This window comes from Chryseobacterium gleum (genome assembly GCF_900636535.1).
In the GTDB taxonomy this organism is placed as follows: domain Bacteria; phylum Bacteroidota; class Bacteroidia; order Flavobacteriales; family Weeksellaceae; genus Chryseobacterium; species Chryseobacterium gleum.
Genome location: NZ_LR134289.1, coordinates 3,079,098 through 3,093,987, shown reverse-complemented (window position 1 = coordinate 3,093,987; position 14,890 = coordinate 3,079,098). Strand labels below are relative to the sequence as shown.

Here is a 14,890-nt window from a genome sequence, read left to right as displayed (position 1 = left end):
CATTATATGTGGAAATAACTCAAAAAAAATCCTGCACAATTTTGTGCAGGATTTTGTTGGTATTATAAGCATTTTTTAGGCCCAGTGCGGATCAGAAACGGAAACTTTTCCGGTTTCTATTCTTCCGGCAAAATGCCACAGATGATCGTTTAATTTGATTTTCAGGTCATACCAGCCCTTATATTTATCAAGATCTATAATAATTTTTTCTTCCGTTTTTTGTAAAGCAATGGATTTCTTCGTTTTTCTATACAGATCTTCCACGGTTATAGAAAAATTTTTATTTTGATGAGTTCTGATGGTCAGTTCAATCTGATTTTTTGAAGTTGTATTTGTTAAAATCACCTCTGTTTCCGGATTATTATCTCCTCTAAACTTCCTGAAAAAACCATTGGGACCGAAAATTTCGTAATCATACGCTCCTGAATGTACAGCATGGGATAGTGTCTGTCTGGAATATAAGGCATATGAAAAATGATAATTGTTATTGTTGAACTGAGTCCTGTCATAAATAAGCAAAGGAACTCCATTCTCTTTTAAATTGGACATTTTGATCTTTTCCCCTTCCAAATTGACATGGAAATGATAAGGTAAAGGATTGGATGGCTTCAGGCCTCTTTCCTGAATGTCAAGTAGGTTCTCATTCAGTTCATTTTCAGAATACCATTTCAGGTTGGGAACCGGTTTATTTTTGGCAGCATTAATGGTTTTAGCATAATCTTTCTGATTCAGATAATCCATCTGTGGTGCTTTTACACTGGAAGAATTGAAAGCTGATGTAAGATCTCCACATATCGCTCTTCTCCAGTCACTGATATTCTCAACATGAACATTCTTCTTGAATTTTTTCATGATGAATTTCTCCAGGAACTGTAATACTGAAGTGTGGTCTGATACTTCGGAATTAACAAAACCACCTTTTGTCCATGGGGAAGCAATGATCATGGGAACCCTGTAGCCCAATCCTACAGTTCCTTCAATTTTTTCATAATTTTTTAAAGTTGGATCAGACATGTATTCCTGGGATTTGTCTACATATTCCACGCCTTCTTTTCCGTTCATATCAACGGGCTGGCTTGGATTCATCGGAGGGGCAAAAGGCAGCACATGATCAAAGTAGCCGTCGTTTTCATCATAATTGATGATAAATATTGTTTTTTTCCAGGTTTCAGGATCTTTGGTCAGAATATTCAAAACCTCGGAAATATACCATGCTCCATACCACGGTGATCCCGGATGGTCTGAAAAATGTTCCGGAGCTACCAGCCATGAAACCAGCGGAAGCTTTTTCTCTTCCACATCTTTACGGAACTGAAACAATACATCACCTTCCGGAACCACAAGTCTTTCTCCGTTTTCATCTTTTCCGATTTCCAGTTTCCAGTAATCAGGATCATTTACATTGGTGGTGAAAGCTTTTTCGTGAAGGTTTTTCTCTTCTTCTGAAAGTTTTGAATAATTATCAGGATGGTACTTCACCTGATCTTCCTGAACTTCAGCCAGCATGGCCTCCAGTCGTTTTTTCTGATCAGGATTTTTTTCAATTTCCTTTTTCAGATAGGTTATGATATTGGGAATATTTTCATAATATCCTTTTGAAAACTTAACATTGAATTTTGAAAACCATTCAATAGGATTATCTGTAAAATTACTCAGCCAGGCTTCCTGTTCTCCGGACATTCCTTTTGGAAGGCTGATTTCATTCTGATAAATTCTCCACGAAACATTCTGTTGTTCCAGAATCTCCGGGAAAGTTTTCCATTTGGCCTGTCTCGCTTTATCGTAATCAATATTTTCATTGACAACATTAGCCTTTACTTTTCCGTTTTGCTGTTCTCTCAATGTTCCCGACCAAAGGAATAGTCTGTTCGGAGTTGTTCCGGTAAGGGAAGAACAGAAATACTGGTCGAATATGGTAAATGCGTCCGCAAGCTGATAATAAAACGGAAGGTCCTCACGGTTGTAATAGCCTAATGTCAGTGGAATATTTTTATAATCTTTATTGCCTGAAGCTTTGGCCTGAAGCCACTGGTCAAATTTTCCTTTATTAAGAGCCTTTTGCTGATCTGCCCATGAATGAGGCAATGAGCTCATCCAGGTAGATTTTGTATTTCTTAAATCCAGGCGGGCAGGAGATGCATATTTTCCATTGTCATTCTTTTGAAAGAAAACAGGATGTCCGTCCTGCTTTATAAAAGCTCTTTTATCTAAAAAGCCTCTTACTCCTTTAAGAGCACCAAAAGCATGGTCAAAAGAACGGTTTTCCTGCATCAGGATTACGACATGTTCTGCATCATAAAATGTAGACTGGGCAGCCGGTTCAATGGCTAAAGCTTTTAAAATGGAAGGATGCAGTACGCCTGAAGTTCCTAAACCTGCTAATAAAAGACTTGATTTCTCTAAAAATTCTCTTCTGTTCATGTTCAATCGTAATAAGAAAGAAACCGCAAGTTAATAGGATTTTCCTGCGATTTCTTTGTTTTTATATAAAAATAATCAGATTTTTATTGTAACCACCATGGTTTGGAGTTGATATTATCATTTCCTCCGTACTGAGAGGCTAATGCGGCTTTTAAATTGCTGCTGTTATAATTGTATTCAGATTGCGGATATCTAAACCTGAAAGGTGCAGCAACTCCGGACTTTAACGGATAATTCGGATAACCCGTTCTTAAATAATCATAATAAGAAGTCCACTGCGCCTGATGGAACATAGTCATGTATTTTTGAGTCATGATCTTTTCCAGCTGTGTCTGTAAAGGATCGGCGTCGTTATAAACTACTAAAGGCGTTGTAAGGTACTGATTCACGTCAAAGCCTGAGAAATATTGTCCCGGATTTTTTACATACGTCTGATAAAAACTGAAGCTGGCTTTGATCGCATTATCGTAATGTGTTTTCGCAGATCCGGAAATCCAGCCTCGGGCTGCCGCTTCAGCCAGGATAAACTCAAGTTCTGAATAGCTTAATACAGAAGCGGGCTCATTGGTAGGATCTTTATAGAAACGATCGTTTACTTTGGAAATATTTTTAGCAGTGATCAGGGCTGCATTGTCAGAATAAGGCGAAGTAGGATTTCCGCCGTTATATGCTGTATAATCTGTAATTGCTTTTCCGGCTTCTTTTGCTCCCGTAGTCTGTGCAGCAAACGTGAACAAACGAGGGTCATGCCTGTCTTTAAACATATTAATGAAATAATCTGCCATATACAAACTGGAACCGTATCCGCTGTTATTAAACATCGTGTATCTACTGTCTGCAGCATCAGCAAATTTAAGTTCGCCGTTATCCGAAATGGAGGTCATAAGAGACTGGCTTCCTGCAATTGAAGCAAATTCTGAAGCGATATTATAGCTTCCTACCGTTGTTTTTTTAGATAAAGTGATCAGGATTTTCAGACGGAAGGAGTTGATCAGTTTTTTCCACTTTAAGGCATCTCCGTTGTATACAATATCCCCTTCAATTTTGTCGCTGGTATTAATAAGATCATTAGCTTCTTTCAATTCCGATAAAATTCCGGCCATGATCGCTTCCTGTGTATCATATTTAGGCTGTGTGATCCCGGATTCACCTTTGGCTGCTTCAGAATAGGGAGCACTTCCGACTTTTAGGCTGATGTTGAAGAAATGATAGGCTCTCAAGAATTTTCCGATGGCCAGATAATTTTTATTTCCTCTTTTCTCTGCTTCCTGCATCATTTTCCCTGTATTCAGAAGTCCTTTGGTATAGACTTCAAAAGAAGCATCATTCCACTTCATATACTGGTATGAATTTTCACCATCAGTACCAATCATCATTCTTGAAGCATACATATTATCCCCATTTACCTGGAATGTATATTTTTCAACAAAGGTTAGAAGAAATTTAGGATCAATGCTGGCCTGGTCATTAGGATTTTCATTGATGGTGTCAAGGTTGGATTCACATGAAGCCAATGTCAGAAGTCCTGCAGCAACTATAGACCTCATCAGCCATTTTGCTGTTTTACCTTTTTGCCCTTTTATATGATTTATTGTATTTTTCATTGTTTTGATGTACTTATTAGTTAAAACTTAAGATTAAAACCGATTCCGAACCATCTGCTGGATGGGTCCTGAATATCATTAGCAATATCTCCGCTTCTGCCTGACCTGATCTGGAAGTCCGGATCGGAATAAAGGTTCTTGGATTTTTTCCACATCGCCAGATTGTAGGCAGAAATATTGGCGGTAAAACCTTTTACCATTCCTTTTGGATTTAGTAATGAAGAAAAATCATATTCCAGAACTACCGATCTGAGCTTAACAAAAGTCCTGTCGAAAACGTTGGCAAATTCTTCACTTTCATCCTGTGTTACTCTTGCCTGGTATGGATAATTCTGTGCCCAGTCCTGGAAACTGATTGCTTTTGTGTGCGGAGTATAAAGACCTGTCGCAGGATTGTAATTTACTCCATCCGGTACAAAATAATATGTTCCCGGATTTGCATATTCAAGATCTCTGTATGCTACAGAGTTAGGATGTTTTCCTCCCCACCACATCTTTTCAATAACCTGCGATCTCATTACCCCTCCGATGCTTCCATCAATTCCGATATTTAAAGTAAATTTCTTGTATTTAAAGGTGTTATTAAAACCAAAAGTCCAGTCCGGATTGAAATGTCCCAGGTTGGTTGGGGCATTAGCTCTTGTTGGCATTCCCGTATTGGCATCAAGAATGACTTTTCCGTCCGGAGACTTTTGCCATGTATAGTCATAATAACTGTCCATTCTTTCACCCAACTTAATGTTTTGGTAGTTGGGCATATTATCATAAATGGAAGTCAGCTTTTGTTCATAAGTACTCCAGTTAATTAAAGTTTTCCAACTGAAATCAGCTGTTTTTACCGGAACCATACCAAGGGTAATTTCAAAACCTTTTGTAGTGTATTCATTTCCGTTTACATATTGTGAAGTGAAGCCCGATGATTCAGCTGCCGGGAACTGGAGAATATTGTTATAATCCAATGTTCTGAAATAAGTGGCATCCAAGGTAATTCTGTTATTCAGGAAACCTGTACTTAAGCCTAATTCATATGATTTTGTCTGCTCAGGCTTCAAAGAGTTTTCTACGTTCAGGGTGGTTGGATAATAATAAGTAGGATTTCCGTTGAATGTGATTCCCTGATTATTCAGATAATAATTCCTGATCGCATAAGGTTGGAAATCATACGCTACTTTAGCCCAGGAAGCGGAAAGCTTTAACATATTGATGGACTCCGGCATTTTTACCAGGTTTGAAATCACTGCACTTACGGATGCAGAAGGGTAGAAGTAAGACCTGTTGGCTTTAGGAAGTGTGGATGACCAGTCATTACGCCCTGAAATATTAATGAAGAAAGTGTTGTATAATCCAATATCAATCGTAGAGTAAGCACTGTAAATCAGTTTTTCCTTCAGGTAAGTATAGTTTTTCAGCGCTCCGATAGAGTTTTCAAACGTATACACTTCAGGAATCTTCAATCCGTCCGTAGACCTTTCATTGTTGTTGTTCTTATAATAGAAAGCAGAACCTCCGGCATTGATGGTGAAATCAAAGTTATCAGATATTTTTTTCTTGTAAGTTGCCAGCACATCATAGTTAAGGTTCCATGTTTTATTATCTTTCAGAATATATCCTCCACTTCTCGGTGCACTGTAATTGAAATAGGAATAAGGACTCAATATCTCCGTTTTGCTATGGTTTTCCACAATGGATATTTTTCCTTTTACCGAAAGATCCTGTGTAGCTTTATACTCTAAACCTGTCTGCGCATTGATGATATTCGTTCTGTTCTGATTTTTATAATACTCAGCTCCGAACCATGGGTTATTGTACCATGCATAGTTCCAGTTGGCTTGCGCCCTTCCTTCTTTTCCGGGAATCCACATATGATTTTTAAGTGCTTTGCCGTCTACATCACCTCCCATCCAGATCAGGATGGTGTACATGTGTCCGCTTGGGTTGTAATCATAGTTGGGAATGTTAGGAGTGAAGGCCTGGTTGAAGTTGAATTTTGTATCGAAAATTAGTTTATCTCCAAGATGGTTTTCAGAAGAGAAGTTGATTCCATATTTCTGAAGATAAGAATTCGGAACCCTGTCATCATAATTCATGAAATTCCCGGAGAATCTGTATACGTCTTTGTTATTTCTATAGCTGATGGCAAAGTTATTATTGTTGATAACCGCCGGCTTTAGGAAAGTACTTAAGTTATCGTGATATTTCCAGTCGATCGGAACTCTTTCATATCTCGATTTATCATCATACTGAGTTCCCGTCACAGCTCCATACCACGGAACGACCTGGCCTGTTACTTTATCTCTGATCGGGCTGTTCCACTGGGCAATCTGCAATCCGGGAACAAACTTTGGCCCCCAGATCATATCTCCGTCATTAACTCCCCCGTCAGCTCCGTCCCAGAATTCATATTTTCCATGAGAACCGTTACCATATTCAGTCTGAGTTTTAGGGAGATTGGTAAAGCCTCCTGTGATCATCGTATTTTGGGAGAATTCAACAGAGAATCCCTTCTTCTTCGCATTTTTTGTGGTGATCAAAATAGCTCCGTAGCGGCCTCTTGATCCATATAAAGCAGAAGCTGTAGCCCCTTTCAGAACGTTAATATTTTCAATATTGTTGGGATCTAAATTCTGGAAGACCTCTTTTTCCACAATAACACCGTCAATTACAAAAACAAGATTTGAGTTTCCTCTCAGCGTAAACTGTGGAGCCTGCTGCATTCCTGTTGGATTGGAAACATTCAGACCCGCAACCTGTCCGGAGAATAAATTTCCGATACTTGGTGTGGTAATTGTTTCAAACTGTTTTGTTCCCACTTCCTGAGTCGCATAACCAATCTTTTCTTTTTTCTTGGCAATACCCAAAGCGGTAATAACCACTCCTTCAATCTGCTTTTCGTTTGACTTTTTTAAAACAACAGAATACTGTCTTCTGGAAGAAACCTCAACGGTATACACAGAAAAGTCAGGAGCAAAAAATTCAAGAATATCTTTGGGATTTGCAGAAATGGTGAAATTCCCGTTTTCATCAGTAGTTGCGGTCTTTCCTGTATTTTTGTCGGTGATATTCACACCGGAAACACTGGAACCGTTTTCTGATTTTACATTTCCGGTAATATTAATTTCCTGGGCAGAAAAATAAAGAGGAAGTAAAAAAACGGCAAAAGTGGCTAGAGTTTTCTTCATTTTTTTGAAGACAAATTTAGCAGAGCACTGTTACCTGTATTTTAATGATGTATTAAAATAAAAATACGATTTAATATTTTTTAACAGGAAGAATTAATAGAAAGGTAAAATTGAAAATGCCCCTTGTATAAGGGATTTTGCTTTATTATATAGTATTATAAGGTAGAAGCTGGAATAGGGAAGCAGGAAGTTATTGTGGTGGTGTTAACTTCTTGAAGCCCTCAGTAATAAGTTTTTGAAGAAAATCTTTCTATAGAAATAAAAGAATAGTAAAAATGCGAATTCAATAACTTCCAGTTTCCGGTTTCCCTCTTCCTTTCTATTCCTAAAACCTGCTCAGAATTCCCCAGTGGATTTTTGTGTCATTAAACTTAAAAGGATTTCCAAATTCATTACCATTAGACAGCTGGAAGCTCATGAGGCCGATAGGAATAAAGAAATTGAAACCAAGCCCGACACTGTAAAGTTTGGGCTTTACATTCAAAGATTTATTATTGAGCTGTCCGTATTGCCCGAAGACATCGAAGAAGGCCTGATTACCGATCAGATACCGGTACTCCAGACTTCCGTAGTAGTAAAAGTCGGCGGCGAGCGAGTTTTCATTGAATCCACGCATGGAATTCCAGCCTCCGAAACGGTATAATTCGTTGGTGGAAAACTCTATTTTTGAATCCATCATGGCACCCTCTCCCTTAATATTCAGGAAATGGTTTCCGGAAATATGATAATTGTGTTCCCCAAAGAAATAAAACTGATTTTGATTAGCTTTGATGTTATCTTTAGAATAGGTGGTTGTCAAAAAATCATATCCTGCATTAATCCTTGTCTTATAAAGGAAAAGATCAATATCAGTAGGCTCCGTCATTTCAAACCATACCCCAATCCCTTTTTTGTTATAGTCTTTCCCCTGAACATATAAGGAGTCAATAATGGTAGAGCTTTCCAAAGTTCCTCTTAACCCTATTTTGTTTCGGTTGTTGATATGATAATAGAAAGCAGGAAGGAATTTTACATTGGCAAATGTAGAATCCTGTCTGTAGATATTCACTTTTGCATTCATTCCGACATTGGATTTGAACAGGTACGGAATATCCACCTGAAGATCAAAAGTCTGTCCTTTATCCGGGTTCCTCTGCCAGTATAAATTGACGGTCTCAAAACCGTTGAACATATTCCTGAAATTCACATTCATCGTTCCATTCAATGTAAACTTGGAGGTTTTGTCATTCCCGAAACCGATTACCCCGTCAAAAGTATTGGTTTTTTTCTTTTCCAGAAACAGGAAAATACTGGTGGAATCTTTTGTGAACAGAGTTTGCGGCTGCCGTTCGAGCGTTAAAAAAGGATGGCTTTGGAAGGTTTTATTGATGGCTAAAAGGTTTTTGTCATCATAATTTTTGCCTTTGAACTCCTTTTCAAGGTTCTTGATGAATCTTTTAGGAACTTTTTCGTATCCTTTTACTACAAATCCGTCGATCGTTCTTTTATCATTTTTATTGATGTCAAGTTCCACGATCGGATAGCCGTTTTTCTGACCTTTATATTTAGATTTGATCCTGCTGAAAGAATAGCCTTCATCAATATATGTTTTGTTGATACTCTTCTTGGTAGAGTCTAAATTTTTGGTGAAAAAATCTTTCTGAATTTTCAGTTTCTGAACCAGGGAATCCGTAAGGTTTACATAGGTTTCATTAAAGTTCTTTCCTTTATCATAGAAAATTTCAGTGCTGTCTCCCTTTACTTTTACGTCTTTCAGTTTGGTAAAGAAATAGTTATTCTGAGCTAATGAATCCAGGAATTTTACTGCAGAAGTAGAATCTTTTACTTTTTTTCTGACTTTGGTTTCTGTATCAATCAGCCAATACTGCTTCTTCTGCGCTTGTGTAAAAACGCAGAATAGTACAAAAAATATTTTCAGAAACAGTTTCAATCCCAAATATATCTACACCATAGGTAGTGATGAAATTAAGCGTAGTTAAGATAAAACTTAAGGCGAAGCTTATCTTAATGATTCTTTACAACTTAATTCTTCTTAATGGTTTAAAATTTTATTATCAAATAGCTTACTATACAACTGAAACTAATCCAGTTTATTATATTTTTTCATCAAATTCTCATAAGCTCCCTGCGGAAGAATCCATTTCAACGGAACTCCTATTTTCTGCCCGAATTTACCAAAATAATAATGAGCTTTCCATTTATCTTTTGCTAAAAGTTTTTCAATGTATTCCGCAACTTCCAAAGGATCAGTTCCGTCATTCACATGAGAATTCATCAGAGCATATACTTTGTCAAAAACGTTTTTGTAAGGCTGGGAAACCTGTGCAATCACTCTGTTGTCCGCTATATTGGTTTTGATATCCCCAAGATGCAATGAACAAACGTCAATATTCCACGGGTAAACTTCATACCTCATTGCTTCGGTTACTTTATCCAGAGCAGATTTTGATGCCGAATAAAATCCACGGAAAGGAAGTCCCATTTCACTTCCGATACTGGAAACATTGATAATTTTTCCAAATTTATGCTCACGCATGTTCGGAAGCACAGCACTCATCATCTGTACAGGTCCGGCAAGATTCAGATTGAAAAGCTTCAGAATATCTTCTTTGGTAGAATCTTCTACAGCGCCTACCATTCCCATTCCGGCATTGTTAATCAGAACATCAATTTTGCTTTCTGTTTTTAAAACCTCCGCAACAGCATTCTGAACGGCAGTGTTATCTGTTACATCTGTAGGGATGGATTTGAAATACTGACTTTCTGTATGTTTTCGGCTTAGCCCATAAACTTTATGTCCTTTTTTACCAAAATATTCTGCCAATGCAAACCCGATTCCTGATGAGGTTCCTGTTATTATGATGGTCATTGAATTCGTATGATTTTTAATGTTTTTATTTACTTCTGATATCAGTGAGACGTTTTTAATGGTCTGTGGTCAAAAGTAAAATCTATTTTCAGCAAATGTAAAAAAAGAAAAATGAACTCGCTCACTTATTATTCGTGAAATAAATTAATGATTTCTTCATCCGTTTTCATTAACGGATGATAAATTTAAAATAAAGTTAATCTGAATCATGCAGAGAATGTTTGGAGAATAATTACTTTTAAATACTTATGTTATTGAAATACAAATGTTTATTTGTTTTGTGTGGTAGGTGCGATTTAAAAAAGCCTAAAATTTCTTAATAAAAACGTAAGAAAATCTTAATGATACCACGGAGCTGGCTGCTCTAATTTTGCACCTAATCAAAAAGGAGATCATGAATGTATTTAAAATCCCTGTATCCGTAACTTATTTAACGGGAAGGGTATTACTTATTGGTGCAATATCAGCTTCACCGATGTTCCTCGCTCAGAAAAAAGACAGCTTAAAAGAAAAATCCATCGACGAGATTGTCGTGGTTGGATACGGAACACAGAAAAAAAGTAAAGTTTCCGGGGCTGTTTCAGAAGCTTCACTGGATAAGCTTACTTCCAGATCTTTGTCTGGAGTAGGAGAAGTTCTTCAGGGTAAAGCTCCGGGGGTAACGGTAGTGAATGAAGGTGGAGATCCCAACGGAGCCCCTAAGGTTAATATCCGTGGTCTGGGAGGTATCAACGGAGAAACTCCTCTGTATGTAGTGGATGGAGTGGTCTTTAACGGAACACCTTCTATCAATCCAAACGATATTCAGGATATCTCTGTACTGAAAGATGCTTCTGCAGCCATTTACGGAGCCAGATCTTCCGGAGGAGTTATCCTTATTACCACAAAAAAAGGGAAAAAAGGAAATCTTACCGTAGATTTTGATGTTAAATATGGCGTAAACCAGGCGTGGAGGCTGAAAGAATCCCTGAATGCAGCAGAATTTCAGGATGTCATGTACAAAGCCTATGAAAATGCCGGAAAACTGGGAAGCTTACCGATGGCTTTTAATCCCAGTCAATATCCTGACGGAAGAATTACCAGAACAGACTGGATGAAAGAAATTTTCAGAACAGGAACCATTCAGGAATACAATGTAAATCTTAGCGGCGGAAGCGAGAAATCCAGATATTTTGTAGGGATGAACCACAGAAGCCTGGAAGGAATTTTATTGAATACTCAGGCAAAACGATATAATTTCAGAGTCAATTCTGAACATAAAGTAAAAGACTGGTTAACGATCGGAGAAAATATGTACTATAATTACTCTGACGGAAACACAGCAGATACCAAAAGTGGATACACAGGAGCCTTGGTTGCTGCTATGTACTATCCGCCCAATGTTCCGGTATATACACCCAGCGGTGCTTTCTCAGGATTGCCTATTGATGTGGCAGGTGGTTACGGAGATATGATCAATCCTGTTGCTTATCTTAAAAGGATCAGCATTAGAAATCCTACTCATGAGATTTTGATCAATCCTTATGCTGAAATTACGCTGGCCAAAGATTTAAAATTCCGTTCCAACTTCTCACAGACTTTTAAACTGGGAGATGTAAAGAACTTCACGTACAGAGTTTTGGAAGTCGGGAAAATTTTTGATACTAATAATCTGGAATACCAATCCAACAATTCTTCTACAGCGCTTGCAGAGCAGTTGCTGACTTATAAAATAGCTTTAGGACAACATAATTTTGACTTCCTTGGCGGTTTTACTTTCCAGAAAACGATTGATGATGGTTTTGTAGCAAAATCCTATGATTTCAGAAGTGAAGCTGAGGTTTTCCAACACCTTCAGAATGCAGCAGACACCAATAAAGATGTTTCCAGTTACCGGTTCAAACAGTCTTTGGTTTCTTATCTGGCAAGGATAAACTATGACTATGCAGGAAAGTATATTGTGAGTTTATTGGGAAGACGTGATGGTTCTTCATTGGTAGCGAAGCAAAACAGATTTGCTAATTATTACGCTGTTTCCGGGGCATGGGTGGTTTCGAAGGAAAATTTCATGCAGGATATTTCATGGCTTTCAAGCCTTAAGCTGAGAGGAAGTTATGGTATTCTTGGGAATCTTGGAGGAATTTCACCTCAGGCTGTCAATCCTTTGATGACAAGAGATAACAACGTTATTTTCGGACAGGATCCTTCTCAGAATATTGCTTATTATGCCACCACACGTCCGAATCCGGACCTGAAATGGGGCAAATCTGAGCAGACCAACTTCGGGGTAGATGCTTCATTTCTTCACAACAGTCTTTCCTTACAGTTTGACTACTTCGTGAAAAATTCCAAAGATCAGATCTTCAACGTAAGCTTACCAAGTACAGCAACGTACAATAATCAGTATGTAAATGCCGGATTATTCCAGGATAAAGGGTATGAACTGGGAATCAATTACAATAAGATAATTTCGGGTGATTTCACGTTCTCAATAGGAGCGACAATGAGTCAACTAAAAAATACGGTGAAGCAACTTGCCAATGTGGATGAGATCTTTATCAATGACAACGGGGTAAGAGGGGTATTGAAACCAACCAGGGTGAAAGTAGGTGATCCTCTGTATTCTTTCTATGGTTATAAGACCGGAGGAATTTTCCAGACTCAGGAAGAAATCAACAATTATAAAGATGCCAATGGAAACCTTATCCAGCCGAATGCAAAACCCGGAGATATCAAATTCCTGAAAAAAGAAGGAAACACAGGAGTGCTTAATAATAACGATTTTGTCAATCTTGGAAGTCCATACCCTAAGTTCTCTTACGGATTTTCTTATAATATGACATGGAAAAACTTTGACCTGAACTTATTCTTCCAGGGAGTTTACGGGAATAAAATATTCAACGGGATGAAGTTTATTTCTTTGAATCCAGGCGGTACAGGACAGAACTACAACATGGACAGAGATATCCTGAATGCATGGACCCCTCAGAACACCAATACCGATATTCCAAGACTGGTACACGGAGATCCGAGTGGAAATTACTCAAAAGTATCAGATTTCTATGTGGAAGACGGATCGTACTTAAGACTGAAAAACCTTACCATCGGGTATTCATTACCAAAAGAATTATATAGAAAACTGGATGTAAACAAAGTGAGAATTTATATGACTTCAAACAACCTGTTTACTATAACGAAATATACAGGATTTGATCCTGAAGTAGGAATGAACTCTTACGGAGTAGATACCGGAAGATATCCTCAGGCACGTTCATTCATCTTTGGAGTAGAGATCGGACTATAATTTTTAACCAACAAAAAGTAAGAAAATGAAATTTTTCAATAAAATATTTTTAATATCAGGAATATCTGTAATGCTTTTATCCTGTACAGGAGAGCTGGATGTTCAGCCGGAAGGAACACCTACTGAAGCCAGCTTCTGGAAAACGGAAAACGATCTGATTACCGGAGCAAATGCCATGTACAAGCCTTTGTTTGACGGTGAATTCTACGGAAGAGGTTTGTTCTGGTTTATCAATGCCAGTGATGATATGGTAACAGGAAGGGCAAAAAGTGAGGCAGATAATGCCAAAAACTTCAGCAGTAATTACATCGCGGCAGGAGACCTTGAAACTCAGTGGAACAAAAGATATAATGTGATCGGAGTGGCCAACCGTGTAATCCGTAATGTTGATAATATCCAGACTTCACAGGCTATTAAAAACAAATACCTTGGAGAAGCTTTATTTATGAGCAGCAGAATGTATTTTGAGCTTGCTTATTCTTATGGAAATGAAAAAGCCGGTGTTCCGATTATCGACCGTTCAAAAGATCCGGATCCAAACCCGATTCCAAGAGCGGCCAACGTAATGGAGAATTATACTTACATTGTAAACGACCTTAAAAGAGCAGCAGAATTATTACCTATCCAGGCAGAACTTCCTGCAAAAGATTATGGAAGACCACATAAAGCTGCAGCATGGGCATTGTTGGCAAAAGTATACCTGTTTATGAAAGACTGGAATAACGCAGAATTCTGGGCCAATGAAGTCATGACGAAAGGAAACAGAGCCTTATTGGGAAATTTCGCCGATGTTTTTAAAGCTGAAAATAACTACAGTTCAGAATACATCTGGTCTATTCCGGGAACACCTAAGTTTACTGCATGGGGAAGTATTCTTCCAGGGGTAATGCTTGAAAACAAAGGTTGGGGAGAATATAACGGATGGGGATATTTCCAGCCGACAAAAGAACTGTATGATGAATACGAAGCCGGTGACCTTAGAAGAAGTGCTACCATTCTGAAAATCGGAGATAAATTTACTTTTAATGGAAAGGAAAGAATATACGCTTCTACAAATTCTCTTACCGGATACCAGTTCAATAAATATATGGATGCCTTCAAATATCAGCTGAACAGCGGTCACGTGAGTGCCAACGGAGATTATCCTTGTACAGACCTTGCCGTTCCAATTATGCGTTATGCTGAAGTCATCCTGATTAAGGCAGAAGCTTTACTGATGCAGGGAAAATCTGCAGATCAGGAGATCAATATGATCAGAGTACGTGCAGGTTTATCTCCGAAAAACGGATGTACAATGGCAGATCTGAAGCATGAAAGACGTTGCGAACTGGCTGGTGAATGGGCAGACAGACACAGAGACCTTGTGCGTTGGGGAGATGCGCAGGCAGCTTATGCTAAACCTCTGCATGGTATCAATGGACAGGTAGTCTGGGCCGCAAGAAACTTTAATCCGGCAGTACACAATGTTTGGGCAGTTCCACAGGCTGAAATCGTAAACAGTCATGGGATCATTAAACAAAATGAGGGCTGGTAA

At 38.3% G+C, this 14,890-nt stretch carries 7 protein-coding genes; 2 read left to right on the top strand and 5 right to left on the bottom strand.

Annotated elements, in window-relative coordinates; all coding sequences use genetic code 11:
- Nucleotides 1-75: 75 nt before the first annotated feature.
- The 5 genes from EL165_RS14085 to EL165_RS14065 form a co-directional block, all read right to left on the bottom strand.
- Entirely contained in the window at nt 76-2,421 is a 2,346-nt protein-coding gene (locus EL165_RS14085) for a phosphocholine-specific phospholipase C (RefSeq protein ID WP_002976175.1), read from the bottom strand.
- 83 nt (nt 2,422-2,504) lie between these two features.
- The gene (locus EL165_RS14080) at nt 2,505-4,025 is read right to left on the bottom strand and encodes a SusD/RagB family nutrient-binding outer membrane lipoprotein (protein ID WP_002976176.1); all 1,521 of its coding nucleotides are present in this window, start codon (nt 4,023-4,025) and stop codon (nt 2,505-2,507) included.
- 20 nt (nt 4,026-4,045) lie between these two features.
- Nucleotides 4,046-7,204 carry a SusC/RagA family TonB-linked outer membrane protein gene (locus EL165_RS14075; RefSeq protein ID WP_002976177.1) on the bottom strand — a complete coding sequence of 1,053 codons (3,159 nt, stop codon included), beginning with the start codon at nt 7,202-7,204 and terminating at the stop codon, nt 4,046-4,048.
- A 325-nt stretch (nt 7,205-7,529) separates the two neighbouring features.
- On the bottom strand, nt 7,530-9,134 hold the full coding sequence (locus tag EL165_RS14070) for an autotransporter assembly complex protein TamA (RefSeq protein WP_126358646.1): 1,605 nt from the start codon (nt 9,132-9,134) through the stop codon (nt 7,530-7,532).
- Nucleotides 9,135-9,284: 150 nt separating this feature from the next.
- On the bottom strand, nt 9,285-10,073 hold the full coding sequence (locus tag EL165_RS14065) for an SDR family oxidoreductase (RefSeq protein WP_002976179.1): 789 nt from the start codon (nt 10,071-10,073) through the stop codon (nt 9,285-9,287).
- Between the two features lie 394 nt (nt 10,074-10,467).
- Here EL165_RS14065 and EL165_RS14060 point away from each other — a divergent pair, with 394 nt between their 5' ends.
- Together EL165_RS14060 and EL165_RS14055 are read left to right on the top strand one after the other, a co-directional pair.
- Nucleotides 10,468-13,356 carry a SusC/RagA family TonB-linked outer membrane protein gene (locus tag EL165_RS14060; RefSeq protein ID WP_002976180.1) on the top strand — a complete coding sequence of 963 codons (2,889 nt, stop codon included), beginning with the start codon at nt 10,468-10,470 and terminating at the stop codon, nt 13,354-13,356.
- 25 nt (nt 13,357-13,381) lie between these two features.
- Nucleotides 13,382-14,890 (top strand): RagB/SusD family nutrient uptake outer membrane protein, encoded by a 1,509-nt coding sequence (locus EL165_RS14055; RefSeq protein WP_002976181.1) that lies wholly within the window; start codon nt 13,382-13,384, stop codon nt 14,888-14,890.